The 24,118-nt window shown below is 64.3% G+C and carries 23 protein-coding genes and 1 tRNA gene; 12 read left to right on the forward strand and 12 right to left on the reverse strand.

Annotated features, from left to right (window positions below; all coding sequences use genetic code 11):
* The first annotated feature begins 164 nt into the window (after window positions 1-164).
* Both THSYN_RS22885 and THSYN_RS22890 read left to right on the forward strand, forming a co-directional pair.
* Window positions 165-446 (forward strand): toxin-antitoxin system TumE family protein, encoded by a 282-nt coding sequence (locus tag THSYN_RS22885; RefSeq protein ID WP_100921171.1) that lies wholly within the window; start codon window positions 165-167, stop codon window positions 444-446.
* A 1-nt stretch (window position 447) separates the two neighbouring features.
* Window positions 448-822, forward strand: coding sequence for an HVO_A0114 family putative DNA-binding protein (locus THSYN_RS22890; RefSeq protein WP_100921172.1), 375 nt, complete (start codon window positions 448-450; stop codon window positions 820-822).
* Between the two features lie 49 nt (window positions 823-871).
* On the opposite strand, the gene THSYN_RS22895 is transcribed toward THSYN_RS22890, so the two are convergent.
* On the reverse strand, window positions 872-1,843 hold the full coding sequence (locus tag THSYN_RS22895; RefSeq protein ID WP_100921173.1) for a class I SAM-dependent methyltransferase: 972 nt from the start codon (window positions 1,841-1,843) through the stop codon (window positions 872-874).
* A 183-nt stretch (window positions 1,844-2,026) separates the two neighbouring features.
* Here THSYN_RS22895 and grxD point away from each other — a divergent pair, with 183 nt between their 5' ends.
* Window positions 2,027-2,353 carry a Grx4 family monothiol glutaredoxin gene (grxD, locus tag THSYN_RS22900; protein ID WP_100921174.1) on the forward strand — a complete coding sequence of 109 codons (327 nt, stop codon included), beginning with the start codon at window positions 2,027-2,029 and terminating at the stop codon, window positions 2,351-2,353.
* Window positions 2,354-2,372: 19 nt separating this feature from the next.
* Here the strand turns inward: grxD and rnt are convergent, their stop codons facing one another.
* Window positions 2,373-3,029, reverse strand: a complete 657-nt coding sequence (rnt, locus tag THSYN_RS22905) for a ribonuclease T (protein ID WP_100921175.1) — start codon at window positions 3,027-3,029, stop codon at window positions 2,373-2,375.
* 293 nt (window positions 3,030-3,322) lie between these two features.
* Between rnt and THSYN_RS22910 the strand changes: the two genes are divergently transcribed.
* The 7 genes from THSYN_RS22910 to THSYN_RS22940 all read left to right on the forward strand — a co-directional run bounded on the left by THSYN_RS22910 (window position 3,323) and on the right by THSYN_RS22940 (window position 11,093).
* Entirely contained in the window at window positions 3,323-4,180 is an 858-nt protein-coding gene (locus THSYN_RS22910) for an MlaA family lipoprotein (protein ID WP_100921176.1), read from the forward strand.
* Window positions 4,181-4,425: 245 nt separating this feature from the next.
* Window positions 4,426-5,871 carry an amidohydrolase family protein gene (locus THSYN_RS22915; protein WP_100921177.1) on the forward strand — a complete coding sequence of 482 codons (1,446 nt, stop codon included), beginning with the start codon at window positions 4,426-4,428 and terminating at the stop codon, window positions 5,869-5,871.
* A 138-nt stretch (window positions 5,872-6,009) separates the two neighbouring features.
* Window positions 6,010-7,875, forward strand: coding sequence for a phosphoenolpyruvate carboxykinase (GTP) (locus THSYN_RS22920; RefSeq protein WP_100921178.1), 1,866 nt, complete (start codon window positions 6,010-6,012; stop codon window positions 7,873-7,875).
* A gap of 140 nt (window positions 7,876-8,015) precedes the next feature.
* Window positions 8,016-8,555 carry a hypothetical protein gene (locus THSYN_RS22925; RefSeq protein ID WP_236848658.1) on the forward strand — a complete coding sequence of 180 codons (540 nt, stop codon included), beginning with the start codon at window positions 8,016-8,018 and terminating at the stop codon, window positions 8,553-8,555.
* A gap of 155 nt (window positions 8,556-8,710) precedes the next feature.
* Window positions 8,711-9,067: an MbcA/ParS/Xre antitoxin family protein gene (locus THSYN_RS22930; protein WP_100921180.1), complete on the forward strand. Its 357-nt coding sequence runs from the start codon at window positions 8,711-8,713 to the stop codon at window positions 9,065-9,067.
* 14 nt (window positions 9,068-9,081) lie between these two features.
* Window positions 9,082-9,879 (forward strand): RES family NAD+ phosphorylase, encoded by a 798-nt coding sequence (locus tag THSYN_RS22935; RefSeq protein ID WP_100921181.1) that lies wholly within the window; start codon window positions 9,082-9,084, stop codon window positions 9,877-9,879.
* A gap of 776 nt (window positions 9,880-10,655) precedes the next feature.
* Window positions 10,656-11,093, forward strand: coding sequence for a CBS domain-containing protein (locus THSYN_RS22940; protein ID WP_172965323.1), 438 nt, complete (start codon window positions 10,656-10,658; stop codon window positions 11,091-11,093).
* Window positions 11,094-11,256: 163 nt separating this feature from the next.
* On the opposite strand, the gene THSYN_RS22945 is transcribed toward THSYN_RS22940, so the two are convergent.
* The 9 genes from THSYN_RS22945 to THSYN_RS22990 form a co-directional block, all read right to left on the reverse strand.
* On the reverse strand, window positions 11,257-11,985 hold the full coding sequence (locus tag THSYN_RS22945) for an HIRAN domain-containing protein (protein ID WP_157817871.1): 729 nt from the start codon (window positions 11,983-11,985) through the stop codon (window positions 11,257-11,259).
* 5 nt (window positions 11,986-11,990) lie between these two features.
* The gene (locus THSYN_RS22950; protein WP_100921184.1) at window positions 11,991-12,905 is read right to left on the reverse strand and encodes a HipA domain-containing protein; all 915 of its coding nucleotides are present in this window, start codon (window positions 12,903-12,905) and stop codon (window positions 11,991-11,993) included.
* A gap of 85 nt (window positions 12,906-12,990) precedes the next feature.
* Complete coding sequence (locus THSYN_RS22955; protein WP_157817872.1) at window positions 12,991-14,127, reverse strand: restriction endonuclease subunit S domain-containing protein; 1,137 nt, start codon at window positions 14,125-14,127, stop codon at window positions 12,991-12,993.
* An 8-nt stretch (window positions 14,128-14,135) separates the two neighbouring features.
* Window positions 14,136-15,701 (reverse strand): class I SAM-dependent DNA methyltransferase, encoded by a 1,566-nt coding sequence (locus THSYN_RS22960; protein WP_100921186.1) that lies wholly within the window; start codon window positions 15,699-15,701, stop codon window positions 14,136-14,138.
* Window positions 15,702-15,754: 53 nt separating this feature from the next.
* Window positions 15,755-16,132: a type II toxin-antitoxin system VapC family toxin gene (locus THSYN_RS22965; protein ID WP_216644614.1), complete on the reverse strand. Its 378-nt coding sequence runs from the start codon at window positions 16,130-16,132 to the stop codon at window positions 15,755-15,757.
* A gap of 29 nt (window positions 16,133-16,161) precedes the next feature.
* Window positions 16,162-16,425: a FitA-like ribbon-helix-helix domain-containing protein gene (locus THSYN_RS22970; RefSeq protein WP_100921187.1), complete on the reverse strand. Its 264-nt coding sequence runs from the start codon at window positions 16,423-16,425 to the stop codon at window positions 16,162-16,164.
* Between the two features lie 42 nt (window positions 16,426-16,467).
* Window positions 16,468-18,876 carry an EcoAI/FtnUII family type I restriction enzme subunit R gene (gene hsdR, locus THSYN_RS22975; RefSeq protein WP_100921188.1) on the reverse strand — a complete coding sequence of 803 codons (2,409 nt, stop codon included), beginning with the start codon at window positions 18,874-18,876 and terminating at the stop codon, window positions 16,468-16,470.
* A 719-nt stretch (window positions 18,877-19,595) separates the two neighbouring features.
* Complete coding sequence (locus tag THSYN_RS22980) at window positions 19,596-20,183, reverse strand: hypothetical protein (protein WP_157817873.1); 588 nt, start codon at window positions 20,181-20,183, stop codon at window positions 19,596-19,598.
* 781 nt (window positions 20,184-20,964) lie between these two features.
* Window positions 20,965-21,051, reverse strand: a tRNA-Leu gene (locus THSYN_RS22990).
* A 130-nt stretch (window positions 21,052-21,181) separates the two neighbouring features.
* On the opposite strand from THSYN_RS22990, the gene THSYN_RS22995 reads away from it, so the two are divergent.
* Both THSYN_RS22995 and THSYN_RS23000 read left to right on the forward strand, forming a co-directional pair.
* Entirely contained in the window at window positions 21,182-22,069 is an 888-nt protein-coding gene (locus THSYN_RS22995) for a tyrosine-type recombinase/integrase (RefSeq protein ID WP_157817874.1), read from the forward strand.
* 132 nt (window positions 22,070-22,201) lie between these two features.
* Window positions 22,202-23,392, forward strand: coding sequence for an IS4 family transposase (locus THSYN_RS23000; RefSeq protein ID WP_100918740.1), 1,191 nt, complete (start codon window positions 22,202-22,204; stop codon window positions 23,390-23,392).
* 231 nt (window positions 23,393-23,623) lie between these two features.
* On the opposite strand, the gene THSYN_RS23005 is transcribed toward THSYN_RS23000, so the two are convergent.
* The gene (locus THSYN_RS23005; protein ID WP_157817875.1) at window positions 23,624-23,923 is read right to left on the reverse strand and encodes a hypothetical protein; all 300 of its coding nucleotides are present in this window, start codon (window positions 23,921-23,923) and stop codon (window positions 23,624-23,626) included.
* Window positions 23,924-24,118 lie beyond the last annotated feature (195 nt).

The raw sequence follows: 24,118 nt of genomic DNA on the forward strand, positions 1-24,118 counted from the left end.
GCTTCGCGCCGGGGCCGACAGGATGTCGGCGGTCCCAGACGTCGCCTTGCGGCGGCGGCACGGTGGCTTGTCGCTCGACCTCGATCCCGACGGCCGCGGATAGGTGCCCGGTTCAAACCCGCGGGGCACTGGCAGGACGGTGGGCGATTGCCTACCATGCAGCGATGCTGGCGACCCCCATCTACCAACTGCGCGATATCCTGCCCAACGGCCTGACCGTCGAAGCGGTGGTGTGGCAGGTCCCGGTAGCGGTACCGGGCTGCAGTCACCCGTACAAATACCGGCTCTACTGCGGACGCGCGGGAACCTGCCTGGTGCGCTATGACAACGAACGCGGCAAGGGCGATCACAAGCACCTCGGTAACCTGGAGGTGCCCTACGGCTTCGTGTCGATCGAGCGACTGATGGCCGATTTCATCGCCGACGTGGAACGGCTGGGAGGTTGAGGTGGCAAGAAAGGCGATCGTGCGGGTAGCGGACTGGACGCGGACCAAGGCCGAGCTGTCGGACCTGGCACGCCGGGCACAGGCGGGCGAGGCGTTGCCGGAGGCGGATTATCAACTGGGCTTTGCCAGCGCGGCGCAGCTCTTCGACGAACTGACACCGGCGCGGCTGGCGATGCTCGACCTGCTCAAGGAACTGGGTCCGGTCTCCATCGCTACCCTGGCCGGGCACTTGGGGCACGACTCCCGCCAGGTGCAGATCGACATCGCTAAGCTTCTGGATCTGGCGCTGGTAGAGCAGGACGCGGCGGGACTGGTCTGCGTGCCTTGGGAGGAGATTCAGATCCAGGTCACCCTGGCCAGGGCCAAGGCGGCTTAGCGGGGTCGGCCATCGCGACCGCCATGCACTTTTAGCGGGAGGGGCGGCGTCAGCGGCCACCCCGGCGAACGAGGATGAAGGCCGCCGCGTCACCGTCACGCCGGGCATTGAGGGTACGCGCCGCACGCTTGAACCCGCGGATATCCCGGGCGCTATAGCAGGTGCGCTCCCACTGCTCGTAGTCCTTCATGGTTCCCCCCAGGCTGAGCCATTCGCTCAAGGCAATCTGTTTGTACTGGGAGTCGTAGACGATGGACTCGATCGCCATCCCCGCCGCCGCGGCCAGGAGGGCGAGACTGGTCGGGGTATGCAGGTAGAGGTGCCGCGGGGCGTCCAGGTTGGCCCAGGAGGCGCCGTACTTGCGCCAGGCGTAGCTGCCGGCGAGCGGGATGCGGACCAGCAGCCGGCCGTCCGGCGCAAGGTGCGCGGCCAGTGTCGCGAGCACCTCCAGCGGCCGGTCCATGTGCTCGAACGAGTGGTGCAGCATGATCAGATCGAACTCGCCCGCGAGGTCTGCGAGCGGCTCTTTCTGCACCACCAGGCCGCCGGGATAGGTCAGCGTCTCGGCGATGAAGGGGTCCAGACCGCGCAGCGATCGGAATCCGTCTCGCTGCAGGCGCAAGAGCAGATGGCCGGCGCCGCAGCCGACGTCCAGGATGCGGGAGTCGAGCCCGAGCGGCAGCCGCGCCAACCAGTCGCCGTAGGGCGGTAACGGCAGGAGCCGCGCGAGCCACCGGCCGCCGCGCCCGAGGCCACCGAGCAGCAGCCGCGTGCGCAGGGCCTTGAGCCGGCGCCGCCAGGCGGGGAGCCGCCGCACCTTGGCCTGGCCGTAGGCGCAATAGTCGGGCGGGTACCAGGCGGCCATCTCCGGCGGGATGTCCTGCAACTGAAGGCACCCGCAGGCCGCACACTCCAGGTAGACGAAGGCGCCAGGCACGCCGTACATGGTCTCGCGCACCTGGTGCAGACGGTTGCCCTGGGAGTGTCCGCACACACGGCAGTCGGCGGCGTTTTCGCTCATCGTTTGCGGTACCTGTGGGTTCTGACTTGAGGAAGGGTGCGGGGCACCGGGGATTGGTGATGATCGAGGCCGGTCCGCGCAGCGGACGCGACTGGCGCCCCCCGCGGCACGGGAGCGTTGAAAACCAGGCGTCCGACCCGACTGTCTTGGTCCAACTTTCAGTCAACTTACAGAGGTAACCGAATGGATGTCTTGGAGCGCATCGACCAGCAGGTGAAACAACATCCCGTCGTCATCTACATGAAGGGCACGCCCCAGTTCCCCCAGTGCGGATTCTCCATGCGGGCCGCGGCGGCGCTCCAGGAGTGCGGGGTCCCCTTCGACTATGTCAACATCCTGGATGACCAGGAGATCCTCCAGAATCTACCGCGCTACGCGGACTGGCCCACGTTTCCCCAGATCTACATCGACGGCGAACTGATCGGGGGCTGCGACATCACAGTGGAACTGCACGAGAAGGGCGAACTCAAGGCGCTGATGGAGGCGGCCACGGCCAAGGCGGCACCCTAGTCGGGGTCCGCACTTCGCCCTACCGACCGTCCCCGGGTCCCTCCCAGAAGTGCACCGGGTCCAGGGCCTGCCAGCGGTTGACGATGGTACAGAAGAGGCGGGCGGTCTGTTCCGCGTCGTAGATTGCCGCGTGCGCCTCGCTGTTCTGCCAGCCGAGCCCGGCCGCCTGCGCGGCCTTGGCCAGAACCGTCTGGCCGAACATCAACCCGGCCAGGCTGACCGTGTCGAAGACGCTGAAGGCGTGGAACGGATTGCGCTTGAAGCCGGTACGCTCGACCGCCGCCGCCAGGAAACCCAGGTCGAAGTGGGCATTGTGCCCCACGAGGATGGCGCGGTTGCAGCCCGTCGACTTCACGGCCTTGCGGATCGGGGTGAGGATGCGGGCCAAGGCCTCGTGCTCGGCCACCGCGTCGCGGAACGGGTGGTCGGGATCGATACCGTTGAAGGCCAGCGCGCGCGGATCGATCTCGGACCCCACGAACGGCAGGACGTGGGCCGCGATCGGCGCGGCCGGTTCCAGGTTCCCGTCCGGGCGCATCCGGATGATCACCGCGGCGATCTCCAGCAGGGCGTGGCGCTGGGCGTCGAAGCCCGCGGTCTCCACGTCCACCACCACGGGCAGAAAGCCGCGAAAGCGGCGGGCGATCCCTTCGACAATCGGTTGCTCTTCGTTCATCGCGACAGCATACGGGGGCGGCGCCCGGTTGCCAAACCGGCGCACGCCCGGCGACGCCTCAGACGCCGCCCCGCGCGGCGGCCCCGGTGCGGACGGCGCGCCCGCACAACCGTAAAGGCACCGCAGACGCAAAGAACTACAATAGGGGCCTGACCTGGCGGGGGCGACCGCGCCGACGGCACCAAAAGGCGGGGTAGCGCCATTAAATCCCAAGCCTTTTTGCGACCTTGCGGTCTGGCGGTCTTTTTTGGTTCAACGAGCCGCGCCCGACGGGCGTCGGGGGAACGACACAAATGCGCGATTGGAAGACCGGAGCAGGGACCCGCCGGGTGGCCGGGTCGGCGCTGGCGGCACTGCTGGCCGCGGGCTGTGCCTCCCAACCCAATCGGGTCGCGGACCCCCGTGACCCGCTGGAGCCCTACAACCGGGCGGTGTACCGCTTCAACAGCGACTTCGACAAGGCGTTTATGCGGCCCTTGGCCAAGGGCTACAAGGCGATCACCCCGGAGGTGGTCGACCGCGGCATCACCAACGTTTTCGACAACATCGACGACGTCACCTCGCTCGCCAACAACATCCTGCAGTTCAAAATGTCGCGCGCCGCCAACGATATCGGGCGGCTCATCGTCAATTCCACGCTCGGAGTCCTGGGCTTCATGGACGTGGCCACCAACCTGGGCCTGCCGAGCTACAAGGAGGACTTCGGCCAGACCCTGGGCTACTGGGGCCTCCCGCCCGGTGCCTACTTCATGCTGCCGATCTTCGGACCCAGTAACTTGCGCGACACCGTGGGTTTCGCCGGGGACCTCGTCACCGACCCCTTCTTCAGCATCGAGACGGGCAAGATCTATTGGGGTTTCGCGACCCTGCGGATCGTCGACTTCCGGGCCGACCGGCTGGGGGCGGGCGAGGTCCTGGAGGACGCCGCCCCGGACCCCTATGTCTTCCTGCGCGACGCCTATCTGCAACGGCGGCGGAATCTCGTCTACGACGGCAACCCACCGGAGTCCGAGGATCAGGGGGACATCTGGGCCGACGTCGAGTTCAGCGGCGGGGCCAGGCCGGCACCCGGCGGGCGGGCGGGGTCCAAGCCCCCGGCATCCACCAAGCCGGGGGAGACGCCGCTGGGGCTGGGGTCGCATGGGGATTAATAACGAGTCAAGAACAAGTTAGACGCAGTCGTTGTCGTTGTCGTTGTCGTTGTCGTGATCGTAATCGAAGAAGCGATGCGTTTTGGGATGGTAGCGAATCCGGGGCGCTACGATAGCCTCGATTACGACAACGACAACGACAACGACGCGACAAGCATCCCCTGAAGCACTTGTTCAACGTATTAGTGAACCGTTCCTTGGTACTGTTGGCCTAGCCTTCACACTCGCATCCGGAACTCACCCCCATGCACGAAGATATCTCGCTCGAAGCCGTCGCGTTCAACCTGAAGCTCTTGGGCAAGACGCCCACGAACGTCCTGGTCAGCGCGGGCAAACCGTCGGACAAAGAGGCGATGCTGCCGGGCTTGCGCCGTTTGAAAGAGGCCAACGTGCAGCTCTATGCCACGCCCGGCACCAGCCGCTTCCTGGTCAAGCACGGCATTGCGAACATCCTGCTCCATAAGATCAACGATGCCCAGTTGCCCAACATCCGGTCGTTTCTGGACACCAACCGCTTCGATATGGTCGTGAACGTCCTGACCGGCAACAACGACTACGACGAGGCGTCCGACTGCAACCTGATCCGCTCCCTGTCGATCGAGGCCGGCATCCCGATCTACACCGACGCCGAGGTGGCCATGATCGCCATCCGGGAGATGCTGCGCAAGCACCAGGCGGGCCAGTATCGCTATAAGCTGTCGGACCCGACCGAACCCTGGAATCTGAAGCGCGATTTCCTGCGGCGCGTCGCCGCCAAGGGGGGCTTTGCCTGTCATCACGCCCATTTCGACAAGGCCTACCTGATCTCCACCGAGAATCTGAAGCTCGGACAGGTGGACATGCAGGCGAAATGGAAGCTGTACAAATACCTCAAAGAAAACTATACGCCGGAAGACCTGCTCGAGCGGATGGAGCGGGCAGTCAGGAAGATGATTGCGCAGGGCGTGACCTATTGCCGCACCTTTGTCGATGCCGACACCACCGTCGGCCAGATGCCGATCGACGCGGCGCTGCTGCTGAAGGAGCGCTTTCGCGATCAGATCCGCCTGGAGATCGCGGTCCAGCCGCTGCAGGGGGTGCTCGAACCCGACTCCCAGGGCGAATTCGTGCGTGCCTGCGAAAAGGCCGACGTGATCGGCGGCCTGCCGTCCAAGGACCGCCCCCAACCCGAGAAGCACCTGGACTTCATCTTCAGCCTGGCCCGCGAGCTCAATAAACCGGTCGACGTGCATGTGGACCAGGAGAACAACCCCGACGAGGTCGAAACCGAGTTGCTGGCCTTGAAGACCATGGAATTCGGCCTGCACGGCCGGGTGCGGGCGGTGCACGGCATCTCACTGGCGGCGCATGATGAGCGTTACCAGCGCCGCGTCATCGCCATGTGTCGCGAGGCCGCGGTCGCCTTCATCGTCTGCCCCTCCGCCGCCTTGAGCATGCGCCAACTGTCCGATCGGACGGCCCCGATCCACAACTCCATAGCCCCGGTGACGACGCTGCTGCACCATGGGGTCAGAGTTGTGATGGGCGTCGACAACATCTACGATTTGTTTATGCCGTTGGTCGATGGGGACATGTGGGTGGAGTGCCGCCTGCTCATGGAGGCGACCCGCTACTACGACATCGACGTGGTCTCTTCGATGGCGACCGACAAGTCCGGATTTGCCGTGCCGCCAGGCGCCCCGATGGCTTAAACTCACGGTGGCCCGCCGGACGCGGGCCCCGGGTGGTCGCGGCCCCGCGCCGACCCGCACGGCCGATTGCCCTCCCGCGTTCTTCCTTCAGGCCCTGATCGGCTCCACTTTCTTTGCCCAAGCGAGGATTTCTCCGCCATGACCAAGACCCACGATGGTGCGACGCGCACCACCCACCACCGGCTCCTGAACTGGGTCGACGAGATGGCCGGACTCTGCGAGCCGGACCGCATCTACTGGTGCGACGGCTCCCAAACCGAGTACGACCGACTCTGCGAGGAGATGGTAGAGAGCGGCACCTTCGTGCGTCTCAACGCGCAGAAGCGCCCCAACAGCTTCCTGGCGCGCTCCCACCCGAGCGACGTGGCGCGGGTGGAGGAGCGGACCTTCATCTGCTCGCGGCGCAAGGATGAGGCGGGTCCGACCAACAACCACATGGACCCGGTCAAGATGAAGAAGATCCTGACCGAGGCCTTCCGCGGCTCGATGCACGGGCGCACCCTCTACGTGATCCCCTTCAGCATGGGGCCGATCGGCTCGCACATCGCCCACATCGGGGTGCAGATCACCGACTCGCCCTATGTCGTGGCCAACCAGCGCATCATGACCCGCATGGGCCAGAAGGTGCTGGACACCCTGGGGGAGGACGGTGAATTCATCCCCTGCCTGCACTCGGTCGGCGCCCCCCTGGAGGACGGGGAGCCGGACGTGCCCTGGCCCTGCGCCCCGCGGATCGAGGACAAATACATCGCCCACTTCCCGGAGACCCGCGAGATCTGGTCCTATGGCAGCGGCTACGGCGGCAACGCCCTGCTCGGCAAGAAGTGCCTGGCGTTGCGCATCGCCTCCGTCATGGCCCGCGACGAGGGGTGGCTCGCCGAACACATGCTGATCCTCGGGGTCGAGTCACCTGAGGGCAAGAAGCAGTATGTGACGGCCGCCTTCCCGAGCGCCTGCGGCAAGACCAACTTCGCCATGCTGATCCCGCCCGCCGGCTTCGAGGGCTGGAAGGTCACCACCGTCGGCGACGACATCGCCTGGATCAAGCCCAACAAGGACGATGGCCGCTTCTATGCCATCAACCCGGAGGCCGGCTTCTTCGGCGTCGCCCCAGGGACCAACCCCGAGTCCAACCCCAACGCCATCGACACCCTCTATGCCAACTGCATCTTCACCAACTGCGCCCTGACCGACGACGGCGACATCTGGTGGGAGGGCCTGACCCAGGAGCCCCCGGAGCACCTGATCGACTGGAAGGGCAACGACTGGACGCCGGGCTCCGGCATCCCCGCCGCCCACCCCAATGCCCGCTTCACCGCCCCCGCCTCCCAGTGTCCCTGCATCGACCCCGAATGGGAGAACCCCAAGGGCGTACCGGTCAGCGCCTTCCTGTTCGGCGGGCGGGTGAGCAAGCACTTCCCGTTGGCCTTTCAAAGCTACAACTGGGAACACGGCGTCTATATGGCCGCCACCATGGGCTCCGAGGCCACCGCCGCCGCCATCGGTCAGGCCGGTATGCGACGCGACCCCATGGCCATGCTGCCCTTCTGCGGCTACAACATGGGGGACTACTGGCGCCACTGGCTGCTCATCGGCCGCCAGATGGTCGCCACCCCGCCGCGTATCTTCCGCGTCAACTGGTTCCGCAAGGACGAGCACGGCCATTTTATGTGGCCCGGCTATGGCGAGAACATGCGGGTCCTGAAGTGGGTCATCGACCGCTGCAACCACGTCGGCGCCGCCATCGAGAGCCCGCTCGGTTGGGTCCCCGACTACGACGCCTTCCGCTGGGACGGACTGGACTTCCCCAAAGACGTCTATGCCGCCATCAACAACATCGACACCGAGGTCGCCCGCCACGAGACCAACGACCAGGAGGAGCTGTTCACCAGCTTCGGCGACCACCTGCCGCGCGAGATGGAGCACGAGCGTGCGCTGCAACTGGCGCGCCTGATCCACTCGCCGCGGGTCTGGGACCTGGCGGACGCGGCGAAGTTGGGTTGAGCGTCGGCGCCTCGCGTTGATCGGTCCGCGCAGCGGACCCTACTCGTAGGGTCCGCTGTGCGGACCAAAACCCGCAAACAAGGTCGCCGCAACTGGACCCCATAGCCCCCAACCTGCGCCTGCCCCGTCTCTACCGGACCTTGCTCGCACTCGCGCTGGTGCTGGGTCCCCTGTATTGGATGCTGTTCACCCCGGACGGGCAGCGCCGCACCGATCTGGCGCTCCTGTCGCTGCTCGGCCGCCCCGCCTTCGACGCCGCCCTGGACGCCTTCAGCGACCGCCTGAGCGAGTCCGCCATCAGGGCCACCTTCCCCACGCTCGCCTTACAGTGCGCTGCTACCCACGGCCCCTTCGGCGATCGACGCTGCACCGCCGCCATCGGCTCCTTCAACCAATACCCCGCCCGCGCCGTCGCATTCTATTTCCAGGGCGAGGGGCTGCGCGCGGTGAAGGTTCTCTACCAACCGGCCTATCACGCACAGGTCCGCGCCTGGATGCAGCAGCGGCCGGGCCGGGTTGCCGCCGGTGACACCGGGTCATCGCCCGCGGCGCCGGCCGGCGTGGCCAGTCGACCGGTCGCCGCCGGGACCCTGGTGATGAAGGACGGTCCGCTCGGGCGGACAGACGAAGCGGCCTTGCTGTGGATCAGCGACCCGCTGCCGACCCGGCCCGCGGACTGATCAGCGACCCGCAGGCGCCGGCGCGGACCCTGCGACGGCCCTCAGCGTGGCGGCCAGGATTGGAATCGACACCCATTGACCGTTGCATTTGCCGCATTTATGAACTATAACGCGCATATGAGCACATCAAGGCCAGTCCGACCGGGGATCTGAAGATGAATACCGTCGCCGAGCGCATCCCTGATGCAACAGCGGTGTTGAGCAAGGCCCTGCTCAACGCGGGGCGCCTGCTCGGGCTGTCCCAGACAGACCTCGGCGTCATCGTGGGCAAGGACCGTAGCTCCATCGCCCGCGGCCTGGACCCCCAGAGCAAGTCCGGCGAACTGGCCCTGCTCCTGATCCGCTGCTACCGCAGCCTCTATGTCCTGGTGGGCGGTGAGGGCGCAGACCTGCGCCACTGGATGCACACCGAGAACCGGGACACGGGCGGGGTACCGGCGCAGCAAGTCCGTTCAGTGCAGGGTCTGACCCGGGTACTGGAGTACCTGGACGCGATGCGCGGACGGGTCTGAGCGGCGCCAACCCCATGCACGCCTTCCCAGGGACGCCGCAAACCGTGGCCGATGGCACCCTTGACCTCTGGAACCTCTGCCATACCGGGCTCCAACCGTTCCCCCTGGAGGGTGAGTTGCTGCGCCTCGTCGAGAGTCAGGAACAGGTGGCAACCACCAGCCTGGTCGACGACCTGGCCGAGCAATCACTGCTCGAAGACCTCCTGGAGCCCAGCAAGCCGCCGCGGCGCCCCGGCACCCAGCGGCTGCACTATCTGCTCGCGACCCCCTTTCGCTATCCGCCCCTGCCGCACGGATCGCGCTTCGGCTCCCGCCTTGAGCCCGGGATCTTCTACGCCGCCTTGGGGGAAGCCGCCACGCTTGCCGAGTGCGCCTACTACCGGTTGGTGTTCTGGAGCGCCATGTGCACGCCCCCGCCATCCGGGCGTCTGCTGACCCAGCACACACTCTTTCGTGCCCGTTACCGCGGCACCCGGGGCCTGCGGCTTCAGGCCCCGCCCTGTGCGGCGCACGAACCGGTCCTGCGCCACCCCTGCGACTATGGTCCCACCCAGCGCCTCGGTCGCGCCCTGCGCGACGCCGGTGTCGAGTTGATCGAATACCGCTCGGCGCGCGACCCGGCCAGCGGCCTCAACCTGGCCCTGTTCGACCCCGCTGCGCTCGCCAGCCGTCGTCCCCTCGATCCAGAACCCTGGCTCTGTGAGACCCGCGCCGACCGGGTAATCTTCTCCGGCCCCCGGGGTCGCACCGTACAGGGCTTTCACCTTGCCGACTTCACGGTCGCGGGGCGACTGCCGCTCCCGGCGGGCTGAGCGCATCCTACGGGACTTCCGCCAGGCCCTATGTCTTTTGGCCTGGTGACCAACGGGGTCAAACATACCAGCCCAGGGCAACGCCCTGGGACAAAGCAATGAGTCCAATGAGCCCTGAAAGGGCATGACATCAATGCCTCGTTAGGTGCCGCCCCCCTATGTCACGCCCCTTCAGGGCTAAACGCTATGCTACTGCCGACCCAGGGCGTTGCCCTGGGCTGGTATGTTGCGCCCCTGCGGGGCTGGGCTTGACTGGTATTCGTTTGCCACCTCCCGGTAGCCCGGATGAAGCGCAGCGCAATCCGGGGCGGCCTCGCAGGTACTCTAGGCATCCATGGGTTGCCGATGGGGCCCGGATTTCGCTGCGCGCCATCCAGGCTACAAACTGAGGTATCCCCGGAACCGGACACGACCGGGAATCACCGGGGATCCCGGTGTCGCACCCGTCTGTGATGATCCGGCGAAGCAAAGACCAATCCGGATATAACCTTAAAATCTAGATATTATTAAGGTTCTGTGACGTGCTATATCTTAGTTCCACAGTCGGATATTTCGACCGGAAGGCCCATGTCCCACGGGGGCGTGCGGCAATGTCGGCCGGATGCTGTCCGGGTGCTGTACCCGCCGGGAGGCGCTTCCTGGTCCTTCGAGTGCTGTCAATGCCGCACGGGATCCAGGCGGCAGGCGTCCGGGGCACGGCCGGGGCGGCGTGTGACGGATCGAGGGGTCGAGGCCGCGGGGCGGGAGATGACAACCAAACCGATGAGGGGCAGTCGATGATCTATCTATCCGTTGGGGCACTGATCCGTGGCCAAGACATGGTCAGCCTGAATCCCGAGGCGACGGTGCAAGAGGCAGCCACCCTGATGGCCGCCCGGCGCGTGGGGGCCATCCCCGTGTTAGGGTTCGGCGGACACCTCGCCGGGATCTTCACCGAGCGCGATCTGCTCAATCGGGTCGTCGCCCAGGGCCTGAGCCCCGAGTCGGTGCGCCTCGCCCAGGTCATGACCCCCGATCCGATAACGGTCGGCGTCGGGGCCTCCCTGGTCGAGAGTCTCGCGATCATGCTGGAACGCCGGTTTCGGCACCTGCCGCTGCTCGAAGGGGAACGGGTGGTGGGGGTACTATCCTGCCGAGATATCCCAGCCGATTATTGGATGATGTGGCAGAACTGGGAGGCGGCGCAGCGGAAACTCATGTCTGCGGCCGCCTGAGCGCCACTTTCTGACCGCGCCCAGCGGAAGGACATCGAGCCGTGGGCGCAGCCGAACAGATGACGGCGAAAGCGCCTGTTTTCCTTTTCGTGCCGGCGGGGAGCCTCAGCTCCGATGCCGCGTTCCCGGCGCGGCCCTACGCGCCCCATGCCTCCATCGCTGACTACCCCAAAGGTTGGAAGGCATCCTGGGAGCAGGCGGTGAATCCGGCTGGCCAGGGTGCCGTCAGGCGGCAGCGCAGCCGAAACTGAAGCGGTGCGTCAAGGTTGACCGCGGATACCGCCACCTCGACCCTGTCCCCGCCCACCAGATCAACGAGTTTCGAGAACTCCGCGGAATAGAATCTTGGGCAATAACCGACGATGGACAGGGGCTCACCGGTACGCATCAGCAGGGCGCTCGGGTCGCTCGGGTTCTGGAAATCCTTGGTCAGGAAGAGGCGTTCGCCGGGCTTGAGGTCCCCAATCCGGTCCCGCGCCGACTGCGGCAGGTGCCGGATGCCATGGCTGAAAAACTCCACGACATAGGTGTTCTCCGGGGTCGGTTCCGGGCAGGGAAAGACCTGCAAGGCATCCGTCGCCCGGGCACCACCACTCTTGCCGAGAAGTTCCAAGGCGTCGTGATCGCCCGCCTCCAGCCCCAGCCAGGTCAGGAAGTCGCGATACTCGGGCCTTGAGCGCGGCATGAGCCGGTTCGCGAACAGCGGGAACAACTCCTTCGCGACATAGACCGCGTGCAGGTTCGTCATGCGGCCGAACGGGAGAAAATTCTCTGACTCCTCGGCCCCCTTGGTATAGACGAAACGGTAATCGTCACGGTCGCGGGAAAGTTGTCCGACCGGCAACCAGCGGCTGGACTCGGGGTCGTGCCACGCCAGAAATAATCGCTTCATCATTGTCACCGGCCGGCTAAGGCAAGTAGGCGCGCGCGGTTGATATCCAACATCCGCATCGCAAAGTCGATTGCCGCATCTGAAATCAGATCCGGCGGCACCTGCTGGAAGATGGCCTCGAAATCGGCAGGCCCAAGGCTTGCGAGCCGCTCGAGCCAAAATGTCGCGGCGGCCCCCCGCAAGCGCCGCGCCGACGCAAAGGCTTCCAGCGTACCAGCAGGTTTGTCGTTATCCGGGTGAATATAGAATGCCGAGCGTGCCCTCGCACAGTAGGCGTCGAGCCCTGCACCCCAGTCCTTGGCGCCTAGAATGGACCGGCGCCGGGCGTCGGTTTCGTTGCGCCCCAAGCTGGAAGCGTGATCGTAGGTCGGCGCCAACGCCACGCGCGGAGACATCGCGGCGTGTACCATCAGCCCCCAATTCTCGTCGTGCCGGTCCTGATTGCCGACCAAACAGTCAAGCATCAGGTAGCCCACCATGACGTCAGCGGCCACCCGCAAGGGTAGTGCGAGAGTATACGCTGGAGGCGGCTCAACCCGTAATCCTGTCCAGCCTCTCCCGACGCCGATGAAGGCGCTAACCGTATGTTGGCGTCGCTTGTAGCGTTGATTTGTAAGGTAGTCGGGATAAATCCTGGCGAGCAGTTCATTGCCGTGTACGAGGCGCCACTGCGGGGGAAGGAAGGACGTGGTAACCACACCCGGTTGTCCTCGCCACACGGCAAGGTCATAGTGGGCATGAGGCAACTGAAGAAGCCCGCAAAGCTCGCAGGCCACCTTCTCCGCCCAGTTCTCGCCCGTACCCGGCCGACCCTGTTTGAACAGCAGACGCTTATCGTTGAACCAAAATTTACGTTTGGTGCCAAGCTGTTCAATGGATTCACCGGCCTCATCAGGCACGATGATGATTGGATAAGTCATTGGCCCCCCATGGTTCTGCCGCCGCCGCACGCTGCGCCTGGGAGACGGCGCCGTGTCCTATGATCAGAGATACCCGGGAAGCGGGTCATAGCTCGCCCTTGAAGGCCTTGTCGAGGACGGCGGGGAGCAGCGCGTCGAGTTCGGATTGGTTGGCGGCTTGGGCCTGATGGATCGCGGCGATTCTCTGTTGCAGGGCGGCGAAGTCCTGCTGCTTTTCCAACGAAGGGACTGGCACCTCGATCGTCTCCAGCTTCTTGACACTTAAGGTACGGTTGCGGGCGATGGTGGCGGGCGAGGCTGAAACGATCTTTGCAAAGCCCTCCCCCGTTTGAAAATAGAACCAAAGAAAGTGCGGATCGGCGATATCAGGGTGAGGTACGCAGGTGATGAAGCGATGGACGCCGATACGCCCACGATCCTCCGGGCGGACCACCGCGATGCCCCCCTCCCAGGCCATGATATTACTGAATACAAGGTCGCCGGGCACCATCTCAAACATACTTTTGTGGCTGATATCAGAGCCCGGCGAATTGCACTTGAAGAAGGTCCCTTTGTGAAAAGAGCGGATGCCGATTTCCTCGTAGGTTGAGTCCGGATCGATCTCGACCGGACGGCGGACAATGGGGGCGACAGCGGCGAGCGGGCGATAGGGGGCGCCTTGGATCAGGCGGTGAAAGACACTGCGCAACAGCGCTTTGCCATCGTCCAGAACCCCTTGACGGAGGTGCCGGACCACTGCAAGTCGGGCAGCGATGGATTCAATCGCTGCAATGATCCGTTGCTGGTCAGATAAAGTCGGCGGAACGGGTATCTCGTAAGTTAAGACGTGATGAGGGCGAACAGCGGAATAATTTGTCGACCCGTGGGCCGAAACCTGCTCTGCAAGACCGGCAGTCTTGGAAAACCACGCCAGGTAACGCCCATCCAAGAGATCCGGATTAATATCAAACAGGAAGTAATGGCTACTCACGATTGCGCCGGCCAGTTCGCTCGGTACGACTCCAAAGCCACCTAGTTTCGCATCAATTTCAGCAACCAAGAATTCACCAGCCCGGCAGACCTGCTGAATCTTCGTCTTCAACAGCGCCCCCTCCACCCTATCCCGAAGTACTACGCCACGGCCGTTGATCTGCACGCGGCACCGCATATAGGTTGTCAGATCATCGATTGGTACGAATTCGCTCCGGTGAGTCATTAATTCACCTAGCGGCAGGGTTGTCATGTTCGTCATCACAGCGCAGCGGAGAGATCCGCTTTCATTTGCAGAAGCAGTTGCAGTACCTCATTTTCCTTTGCCAATATTGATTCCACCAACTCCTCCGGCTCCCGATGTTCCAACGCCTCCAGGCTATGCGGATTCTTGATGTCCAGATTCACCGACATGAGGCGTCCCTCCGAATCATACTTGAGCACGTCCGCCGAGCTGACCCGCCAGGCATTCGGCCCCTCGGCACGGTCACTCCACCAAGCCAGACAATCGGCAAAATCGCCATCCTCCATGGGCTTGGTCTTGGTGAATTTGCGCTTACCCTCCGGCAGGGAAACTTGGTAGTACCAGATGTCACGAGTGGGGCCGGAGCGGTCGAAAAAGATCAGGTTCGACGGGATGTCCGTATAGGGTGCAAAGACGCCCTCCGGCAGGCGCACTATGGTGTGCAGGTTGTAGTGCTTGAGCAGGTCCTCCTTGATGCGGGCCGCGATCCCGTCGCCGAACAGGGTGCCGTTGGGGACTATCACCCCGGCCCGCCCGCCGCGGTCCTTGCCCGCCCCGGGGCGTTTGATACGGCGCATGATGAGTTGGAGAAAGAGCAGCGCCGTCTCCGCCGTCTGGCGGTCCTTGGGGAAGTTGCCGAGGATGCCCCGGTCCTCCTCGCCGCCGAAGGGGACATTGGTCAGGATCAGATCCACCCGGTCCTGATCCGTAATGTCGCGCAGTGGGATGCGCAGGCTGTTGCCGGGGTCGATTTGCGGGTGGTCGAGCCCGTGCAGCAACAGGTTCATCTGCGCCAGCAGATAGGGCAATGACTTGGCCTCGCCGCCGCGAATACTGGCGGTCTGCAGGGTCTTCTCGTCGGCCACGCAGCGGCACTGTGCCTGCATATGGCTGAACGCCTCCACCAGGAAGCCGCCGGTGCCGCAGGCGGGGTCGAGTACCGTCTCGCCCAGGCGCGGGTCCATCACCTGGACCATGAAGCGTACCGCCGGGCGCGGGGTATAGAACTCACCCGAGTCCCCGGCAGCGTCGCGCATCTCGCGCAGCAGGGTCTCGTAGAGCCGGCTTAGGGTGTGCATCTCCTGCGTGGCGGTGAAGTGGATGCGGTTGATCTGGTTGATGACCTCGCGCAGCAGGTAGCCGTCCGCCATACGGTTCTGCATTCCGCGGAAGACGGTGCCGATCACGTCGCGGCGGTCTGCGCCCGCGGCGCTGCGCAGTCCGCGCAGGTAATAGAAGAGCCCGGCCCCGCGGCTGCCGTTGGGGCGCATGGCCTCGTCGTTATTGACGAAGGCGATGAGGTCCTCGCCGGTCATGCCGGTCGGGTCGGCGCCCCAGTCGCGCCAGCGGTAGGGGGGCGCCAGATCGGGGCGAAAGGGTTGACCCGCGAGTTGGGCGTTGGTCTCGCGCATCAGTTCCATGTCGTCCAGAAACTTGAGAAACATGATCCAGGTGAGCATGGGCAGGCGGTCGAGGTCGCCGTTCAAGCCCTTGTCCTTGCGCATGGTGTTGCGGGCGGACTTGATGATGGCCGCGAGCTGTTGGGCGGTCGTCTGGGGTGCGGCGGACTTCTTGGGGGACATGGATAGCAGTCTATTGAATCGAAAAGATGGCAGGGACATTGCCGCAAAGCCAATCAGGATGTCGGCTGGATTGCGGCCTGGATGTCGGTCAGAGTGAAATCACCGCCCTTGAACAAGAGGGGCTCGTTGCGCTGCCTGGCCAAGGCATAGGCGAAGCAGTCACCGTAGTTTAGCTTGGCGGGATGCCGACCTTTTCCGAAGCGCGCCCAGCCCTCGTAAGCGATCTGCACCAACGCAGAATCGACCGGAACGACCTCAACCCCAACGTAAGCGAGAAACGCAGTCAACTCCTGAAAGCCGTCGCCGGGACACCGGGCGGTAGCAATCATTGCGGTCTCCAGCCAAGTCGGTGCCGCCATGCGCAACTCGGTGGCCTGGCTAAGCGCAGTGGCGTAGCGCAGGGCGTCAGCCTCATCCAACAGCACGGCCATTACGGCCGACGTATCCACTATTATCGCAGTCATTGGCGGGGCAGACCGTCTTGGTCGTAGTCCAGGATCTCGTCTGAACTGCGCGTATCGACTACGGGCAGACTCGCGAAGCGCTTCGCCCGCGCCAGGATCTCGTCCGGCGATGGACGTTTACGGACGACCGTGCGGTCGGCGCGCATCGCTTCGAGCAGTTCGATCGCTTCGCGATTCACCGACCGGCGATGTGTCTGGGCCTGGTGCTTGAGCCAGGCATGAAGCTCGTCGGATACCCCGCGGATCGTCAGGTCCGGCATCTTTGGCCTCTCTCGGCTGGTGGTTGCGAAGTCATCTCTTACTCATGCTACGCCGACATCGGCATACAGAAGCGCCTGAAGCCGATTCACGCTCTGCCGCATGGCCAGCGGTCCGCCGAAGAGGTCGGCGATCTCCATGGCGTTACCTTGAGCGGCGATGGTTCGATGCTTCAGCGCGTGGGCGATCTGAAACTCGTCCGGGCCGTGATCGGTGTATTGGTCGAGCAGGGCCTCGAGGATACCGCGGGCGGCGGCGCTGTGCTGGTCGAAGAAATCGGGGCAATTGCGGCGCAGGTGCTCGGCCCGCTCCCGGCGGGTGCGCAGCGGGCGCTGGAAGGCGAGGTGACAGAGAAGGTCCAGGGGGTCGGCCTCAGGGGTGCCGGCGGCCTCGGCCAGGTCCGCGAAGCGGATGCCGACCCGTTCCAGGCGCGCCAGCAATTCCTCGCGCGTGACCGGATCGGCCCAGTCGGCGCTCAGGGCCTCCGCAGTGCGGAACAGGGTGCGGATCTGGGCCGCGGTGTAGTCGGTATATTGAATGACCCGCAACTGCCGCCCGTCGCCGTCCAATTCATAGACCACATGCCCGATGATCTTCACGCTGCCGCCATCGACATAGTATTTGCGGGCCGGCGGTTCCTCTATCCCGCCTTGGCCCGGGCCCTCGACGGCGCCGCCGGCCTCTGCCGCGCCCGCCGTCTCGCCCGCTTGGGGCTCTTTCTCGCCACCCGGGTCGATGGTCTCGGTACCGGTCTCGCTCCCCTGCCCGTCGATCTCAATCAGGTCGATCTCATCCGGGTAGCCGTCGAAGTCCGGGTCCGCGAACCGGGCCGTGGCCGAGCCGGTATAGTCGATGATATTGAACCAGGACTTGCCGTAGTCCTCGCGCAGCCGGGTGCCCCGCCCGATGATCTGCTTGAATTCGGTCAGCCGATTGATCACCCGCACCAGGACCACGTTCCTGCAGGTGGGGACATCGACCCCGGTAGTGAGCATCTGCGAGGTCGTCAGGATGACCGGGGTGGTCTGTTCCGGGTCCTGGAAGTTGCTCAGAAATCCCCGGCCCGCCTCGCCCTCGTCGTCGGTGACGCGCTCCACATAGTGCGGGTGCACGGCGACCAGGTCCCGGTTCAGATTGGTCAGGGCTTGGCGCATGGCCGCGGCGTGCTCCTGATCGACACAGAAGACGATGGTCTTGGCCCAGCGATCGGTACGCCGCAGGAAGTCGGTCAGGTGTCTGGCGATGGCCTCGGTACGGGCCTTCAGCGCGATGATGCGCTCGAAGTCCCTGGTCTCGTACAACTCGTCGGGGATCTCGCGTCCATAGCGGTCGACCTCGGCCCGGCTCGGGCGCCAGCCGGTGGCATCCAGTTCGGTCACCACCCGGTGGACCCGATAGGGGGCGAGAAAGCCGTCGTCGATGCCTTGGCGCAGGCTGTAGGTGTAGACGGGGTTGCCGAAATAGCGATAGGTGTCGCGGTTCTCCACCCGCTGCGGCGTCGCGGTCATACCGAGCTGACAGGCGGGCTCGAACCAGTCCAGGATCTCGCGCCAATTGCTCTCATCGGCGGCGCTGCCGCGGTGACACTCATCGACGATGACCAGGTCGAAAAAGTCCCGTGGATACTGGCGATAGAGCCCGGGGCGGGTCTTGTCCCCGGCCAGCGCCTGGTAGGTGGCGAAATACAACTGCCGACTCTGTTCGGCACGGCCGCCCTCGATCTTCCAGCGGGCATTGCCGAAGGGGGCGAATTGCTTGTCCTTGGGGTCGTCCACCAGGACGTTGCGGTCGGCCAGGAACAGGATGCGGGGCCTGCGCGCCGTACCGTCGCGGGTCCAGCGGGCGGTCCAGAGCTTCCAGCAGATCTGGAAGGCGACCAGGGTCTTGCCGGTGCCGGTGGCCATGCACAGCAGGATGCGCCGCTGGCCCAGCAGGATCGCCCGCAGGGTGCGGTTGACGGCGATCTCCTGGTAGTAGCGAGTCGGCTTCTCGGGGACCGGATAAGAGGGGGTCAGGAGGCGCCGGGTGGTCTCGTCCCCCAGACCCGCGGCGGCCTGGAGTCGGGCGAGCAATTCATCGGGCGTGGGGAAGGCGCTGAGATTCGACTCGGTGCCGGTCAGGAAGTCGAACTCGATGATCCAGTGGCCGTTGGTGGCATAGGCAAACTTCAGGTCCCGCAGCTCCGCATAGCCCTTGGACTGCTGCAAGCCGGTGCCCTGGGGCGCGTCCTCGGGCTTGGACTCCACCACGGCCAGGGGAAAATCCCGGGTATAGAGGAGGAAGTAATCGACACGCTTGCGCTCGCCGCGGACCGCCTTGCCGGCGACGATGCGAATGCGGCCGTCGGTGAAGGTCTGTTGTTCCGCGATCAGATGGGGCGGGTCTTCCCACCCCGCCGCACGCAGCCTGGGGGTCACCAGGACCCGGCAAGTATCGGCTTCGTTGAGGGACATCCCGTTGCTCCGATTGAGACTGGACCCCGGTTGGGACAAGGCGCCGCGCGACGCCGCGACGCTCGGGACCGGGTCCGAGCGGAGGCCCAGTATACGTCAGGCCGCCCGCCCCGCCCGGGCAGACCTTGACCGGCAGGCCCAATTGCCCGGCACGCCAGTGGCTTGGCACCCGCCCCCACAGGCTATCCACAGAGGCGGTCACAGGTGCTGTGGAGACTTCGCCACCCCCTGGGCAAGGACTGACCGCCCGCCATTTTTCCAACGCTGCCAGTGCCGCCCCTCCCTGCCCCACAGGTTATCCACAGAAGCGGGCACAGCGATTGTGGAAGGAATCGGGCAACTGGAAAAGAGCGGCAGTGCGCGGTCCGCCTGTGGGAGCGGCTTCAGCCGCAACGCGGCGCCCCGGTCGAGCTCCCGCGCCGGACGGGGCATGCGCCCCGTCCGTAACGTTTTCTTCGGATTTGCGGGTGCGAGGCGCAGCGGCGACGGAATAAAGGTCTGGGACGGGGCGAATGCCCGTCCCGCCCGGGAGTCATCTCTCGCTCCCACGCTCCGGCGTTTCTCGCTCCCGCGCTCCAGCGTGGGAGCAAGTCCGGACGCTCCAGCGTCCCGTGCCTTCACGGGCCGCTGGAGCGGCCGGACGGCATTCCCACGCTGGAGCGTGGGAACGAGAACACGCCCGCCCCTCGCCGTGCCCGACCACACCGGAGGTCGAGGCTTCAGCCGGTCGGAGCCCGGCGTGCCGCCGCGTCCCCCGCAGCCGCCGCGCCCTCCCTGGCCTCGCGCGTCGTCACGAAGCCGACCAAGGCCAGGAGTTTGTCCCGGCTCGGCCCGTTCAGGTCCCGTCCATAGCGGCCGTCATAGTGCGCGCAGTCCTCGACCGCCAGGCGGTAGGCATCGGTCGGGGCGGTACGCACGTCGAGGTAAAGGGCCAGGCCATCCTCCACGAGCAGGAGATCGTGGTTGCGGATGATGCGGACCGGTCCGCATCGTTGGTGGACGACGTCGTTCTGAAAGGCACACAAGCGCCGGTACAGTCGCTCAGTCTCGATGAAATCCGGCGTGGCCCCGGCCGGCGGGTGCTCCAGCAGGACGGCGCGCGCCAGCGCGAACAGGTCCCCGGCCTCCCCGTCGGTGATGTCGCGGCGCACCGCCGCCCGTTCCGCGACCCAGAGCCCGAAGGCGCGCACGCGCCCGAGGTCCTTGAACCACTTCTTGAGCACCGTGAGGCGCATCATGTTGGCATGGCCGGTGCGGTCGATCTCGGCGATGATCGAGGCGAGTTGGGCTTGGAGGGAGGGGGGCATGTTGGCGGTCATCCGGCGGTTCGGGAGTCGGTCGGGTCAGGCGCGCGGCACCAGGCCTGAGATAAAGACCATAGATTCTAAATCCGGAAATTGCTCAGTCGGGTTACGCTGCGCTAACCCGACCTACGGGGGCGGGCAGTCACTGCCATTGAGTTAAGGCGCACTCGCTGACCGCGTCGCCTCTGCCTGGAGTCCAAGGCTTCAGCCTTGGCGCGCTCCAAGGCTGAAGCCTTGGACTCCAGGGGCTTGGGCTGCGGCGCTTGACCCCCGCGCCGGACGGGGCATGCGCCCCGTCCGTCCCGTTTTCTTCGGACTTGCGGGTCCGCGGCGCGGCGGCGACGCGGTAAAGGTCCGGGACGGGGCGAATGCCCCGTCCCGCCCGGGAGAAGTCCCAACAAACAACTACACTTTCAGGAGGGTGTTGTGGGTACGTCAACTTTCAGAAAGCTTTTCGCAATTACTAAAATCTTGACGGACATATCAGACGACATGGACATGTCGATAGATCAGTTTAAGTTGTACCTGGCGGTAGTCACCGCGCCGGGATCGAGCATGAAGACCCTTCAGGATATGACGGGTCGCGGGTCCTCTTCAATGTCAAGGGATATTGCAACATTAGGGGCAACACACTGGCAGAACAAAAAGCCTGGATATGGTTTGATCCGGGCGGAGGAGGACCGGATGGACCGCCGGTATAAGGTTGTCAACCTCACAGCTAAGGGGAAGGCGTTGGCGGATCGCATCCTACAGACACTTAATGGTGCCAACGCCGGGGCGTAGGTGGTGGCCCCTGCCGGGATCGAACCGGCACGCCACGGGGGCGGGGCGTTTTAAGCGCCCGGCGTCTACCAAATTTCGCCAAGGGGCCAAGTAATATGCCTATCAGAGATAGGGGAACAAGCTTTCAAGCTTCAGTCACGGTTGGGGGACAGCGGGCGCGACGGGATTTCAAGGACAGGGTTGACGCTGAGCTTTGGGAATCGGAAACCCGTGCAGCCATGAAGGATGGAACATGGGGTGCCGGGCCTACCTTCGCCACCCGCAAGGTTGAAACCGTTGGTGATCTGTTCGTAGTTGTGCGTGACCGGTTCTGGTCGACCACACATTCGGCCGGACATCTTACCAGGAACGGGCAGTTTATTGTTGACTTTTTCGGGGAGGACACCCCCATAACTGGGATAACTCCGGCAAGAATCCGCGAGTTCACAACCAGCCTTATCCAAGGGGGAAACGCCAACGCAACCGTAAACCGGAAGCTGGCGGCGTTGTCCAAAATGTTGACGGTTGCTGACCAAGAAGGTTTGATCCTGAAGAAACCCCACATCGACCGGATGAAAGAGGCTGAGGGTAGGATGGAATGGTGGACCCGGGATATGGAACGGGCGGCGTTCGATTACTGCGACTGGGCAGGACGGGCCGACCTGAAGGATTTCATTACCGTTAGTCTGGATACCGGGATGCGTACCATGGAAACCTTCCGGATAAAGGAACAAGACCTGGACTGGAGCATGGGTAACGGTATCCTGTTCGTCTGGAAGTCCAAGTCGGGTAAGGCAAGGTCGGTGCCGCTGACCACCCGTGCCGCCGAGGTTTACCGTAGGAGATTGACCGGTGCCAACGGGGGGCGCGCGTTCCGGTGGTCTGTGTGGTCCATGCGTGACCAATGGCGGGGGCTTGTCGCTCACCTGGAAGCCAAGGGTTTCCTGGGCATCGGCTCACCCCATACCCTTCGTCACTCGTTCTGTTCCCGGCTTGTTCAAAAGGGTGTCCCCCTCCTGGAAGTCGGGAAGCTGGCGGGGCACGCTTCCATGGCTGTTACCATGCGCTACGCAAAGCTTGCACCAAACTCACTAACCCACGCGATAAGTGTGCTTGAGGAGGACTAGACGTGACCCTGAGGTATCCCCACGAAAACAGCCATAAAAACAGCGGCCTAGAATTCATTTTCAGTTTCGGTGTGCGTGCATGAGGGTTTGTTGCCACACTGTTAGAAAGGCAAAGCCCACAGGAGGCCCCTCATGCACGCGTCGATATTGTTGCACTCTTGGCTCGGTCAGTGGCTGTCATGTATCCACTTAAAACGCTTGGTATCGCTCTTCGACATGGTGGCCGCCTGCGTTGCCGGCACGGGTTTATCCATCACCTCGGTGGGACGGCGCCTGCCAGGCCCGACGTCCTTGAAACACAAGATCAAGCGTGCCGACCGCGTGATCGGCAATCCTCACCTGTATCGCGAGCGCACGGCGATCTACGGCGCCCTGTGCCGGGTGACCCTGGCCCGGATTCCCGAACCGCTGATTCTCATCGACTGGTCGCCTATCAAGGTCGATCAATCCTTTCAACTGTTGCGCGCGTCGATCGCGGTCGGCGGTCACGCCTTGACCCTCTACGAGGAAATTCATCCCACCTGCGACCTCGGCAACCCCAAGGTCCAAGAGCGTTTTCTCCACACCGTGGCGGGCTTGTTGCCGCCTGGTGCCGCACCCATCATCATCGCCGATGCCGGCTTTAAGGTGCCTTTTTTCCGTGCCGTCGAGGCCCTTGGCTGGCGCTGGGTCGGACGCCTGCGGGGGCGCGACTATGTGCGCCTGAACGCCGATTGGATTAGTGGCAAGTCGTTGTTTACGAAAGCAACAACAAAACCCGTTCGGCTCGGCATCGGCGACTGGGTGAGAAGCAACCCATTGCCCGTCGTCATGGTCTTGGTCCGTCTGCCCAAGTGCGGTCGTCATGATAAGACAGCATCCGGGCGCATCGCACGCTCGCGCAAAAGTCGCAAGGCCGCCCGCAGTCAGCGTGAGCCGTGGCTGCTCATGGCGACGCGCCGTTTGGGGCATTTGGCAGCGAAGGCGATCGTGCGCATCTATCGCCAGCGCATGCAGATAGAAGAAGGCTTCCGCGACATGAAGAACCTGTACTTTGGTCAGGGCTACGAGGCCAACCGTTCACACGACCTCAAGCGCCTTTCCATTCTCGTTATGATTGCCGCACTGGCGGCTTTCCTACTCTTTATGATCGGTGCGACGGCGGAGCGATTGAACCTCCAGCGCGGTATGCATGCGAGCAGTTCCAAGCGCCGCGTCTATTCCCTGTCGTTTCTTGCCTCGCTCATTCTGAACATCACGAAAGTGGAGATCGCTCTATCCGAGTTCCTAGCGCCGGAAGAGCAGGTGGCCCAATTCCATCAGGCGCTATTGTTGGGTGAATAAACGGAGGCGAAATTCGTGGGGATACCTCAGGACGTGACCCAGTTTCTTAAGGCCCTAATCATCCTGTCCTTCATCGGATCGGCTGCTGCCGTGGTGTTGGTTCTGGGTTGTGGTGTGGTAGATATGACCCGCAGGGTGTGTAAGAAATCGTGTGCCCGTGTGCCCTAAACTGTGCCTGTGGGGTCACAATGTGCCCAAGGGTGGGAACACCGACGTAACAGAAACAAGATCTTAGGGGCTTGACACCCACCAACGAAGGACTTGGTAGCCCGTGACGCAGGCGCGGTCGTCGGCGCTGGCGTCGAGTCGCGCCCAATCGGCCGCCGGGAGTCGGCGGCAGTAGCCCTGCATCAGGAGCTTGAGCAGCAGTGACTTGCCGTTGCCGCCGTCGCCGTGGAAGAAGAGCATCCGCTCCCGGGGTGGCGCGGCGTGCAGATAGCGCAGGAACCGGCGCCGCTCGGCCAGGCGGTCGGCGAAGAGCGGCAGGGCGCGGTCGTGCGCGGTGATGCTGGGCGGCTGCGCGATGGGCATGGGCGGCATTCCCTGAGGCGTTTCAAGCCAGCTTATCAGTTCTCACCGAGGTGCTCCACGCGCCGCGTTACTCCGAATTAAGCTGAGCCTCACTTCCAGTCCGGTGCGGCCTGGGAGCGCCGCACCCCAGTGCGGCGCGATCTCGCAGATCACCCCGCCGCTGTGGGTTGAGCAAGGCCGCGCCGCACTGGGGTG

The sequence above is a fragment of the Candidatus Thiodictyon syntrophicum genome, from assembly GCF_002813775.1.
Classification (GTDB): domain Bacteria; phylum Pseudomonadota; class Gammaproteobacteria; order Chromatiales; family Chromatiaceae; genus Thiodictyon; species Thiodictyon syntrophicum.

What these genes read in the sequence shown, in the direction of transcription:
- THSYN_RS22885 (WP_100921171.1), top strand. Translation starts at nt 165, where the DNA reads ATGCTGGCGACCCCCATCTACCAACTGCGCGATATCCTGCCCAACGGC.
- THSYN_RS22895 (WP_100921173.1), bottom strand. Translation starts at nt 1,843, where the DNA reads ATGAGCGAAAACGCCGCCGACTGCCGTGTGTGCGGACACTCCCAGGGC.
- grxD (WP_100921174.1), top strand. Translation starts at nt 2,027, where the DNA reads ATGGATGTCTTGGAGCGCATCGACCAGCAGGTGAAACAACATCCCGTC.
- rnt (WP_100921175.1), bottom strand. Translation starts at nt 3,029, where the DNA reads ATGAACGAAGAGCAACCGATTGTCGAAGGGATCGCCCGCCGCTTTCGC.
- THSYN_RS22910 (WP_100921176.1), top strand. Translation starts at nt 3,323, where the DNA reads ATGCGCGATTGGAAGACCGGAGCAGGGACCCGCCGGGTGGCCGGGTCG.
- THSYN_RS22915 (WP_100921177.1), top strand. Translation starts at nt 4,426, where the DNA reads ATGCACGAAGATATCTCGCTCGAAGCCGTCGCGTTCAACCTGAAGCTC.
- THSYN_RS22920 (WP_100921178.1), top strand. Translation starts at nt 6,010, where the DNA reads ATGACCAAGACCCACGATGGTGCGACGCGCACCACCCACCACCGGCTC.
- THSYN_RS22930 (WP_100921180.1), top strand. Translation starts at nt 8,711, where the DNA reads ATGAATACCGTCGCCGAGCGCATCCCTGATGCAACAGCGGTGTTGAGC.
- THSYN_RS22935 (WP_100921181.1), top strand. Translation starts at nt 9,082, where the DNA reads ATGCACGCCTTCCCAGGGACGCCGCAAACCGTGGCCGATGGCACCCTT.
- THSYN_RS22940 (WP_172965323.1), top strand. Translation starts at nt 10,656, where the DNA reads ATGATCTATCTATCCGTTGGGGCACTGATCCGTGGCCAAGACATGGTC.
- THSYN_RS22945 (WP_157817871.1), bottom strand. Translation starts at nt 11,985, where the DNA reads ATGAAGCGATTATTTCTGGCGTGGCACGACCCCGAGTCCAGCCGCTGG.
- THSYN_RS22950 (WP_100921184.1), bottom strand. Translation starts at nt 12,905, where the DNA reads ATGACTTATCCAATCATCATCGTGCCTGATGAGGCCGGTGAATCCATT.
- THSYN_RS22955 (WP_157817872.1), bottom strand. Translation starts at nt 14,127, where the DNA reads ATGACAACCCTGCCGCTAGGTGAATTAATGACTCACCGGAGCGAATTC.
- THSYN_RS22960 (WP_100921186.1), bottom strand. Translation starts at nt 15,701, where the DNA reads ATGTCCCCCAAGAAGTCCGCCGCACCCCAGACGACCGCCCAACAGCTC.
- THSYN_RS22965 (WP_216644614.1), bottom strand. Translation starts at nt 16,132, where the DNA reads ATGGCCGTGCTGTTGGATGAGGCTGACGCCCTGCGCTACGCCACTGCG.
- THSYN_RS22970 (WP_100921187.1), bottom strand. Translation starts at nt 16,425, where the DNA reads ATGCCGGACCTGACGATCCGCGGGGTATCCGACGAGCTTCATGCCTGG.
- hsdR (WP_100921188.1), bottom strand. Translation starts at nt 18,876, where the DNA reads ATGTCCCTCAACGAAGCCGATACTTGCCGGGTCCTGGTGACCCCCAGG.
- THSYN_RS22980 (WP_157817873.1), bottom strand. Translation starts at nt 20,183, where the DNA reads ATGCCCCCCTCCCTCCAAGCCCAACTCGCCTCGATCATCGCCGAGATC.
- THSYN_RS22995 (WP_157817874.1), top strand. Translation starts at nt 21,182, where the DNA reads ATGAAGGATGGAACATGGGGTGCCGGGCCTACCTTCGCCACCCGCAAG.
- THSYN_RS23000 (WP_100918740.1), top strand. Translation starts at nt 22,202, where the DNA reads ATGCACGCGTCGATATTGTTGCACTCTTGGCTCGGTCAGTGGCTGTCA.
- THSYN_RS23005 (WP_157817875.1), bottom strand. Translation starts at nt 23,923, where the DNA reads ATGCCCATCGCGCAGCCGCCCAGCATCACCGCGCACGACCGCGCCCTG.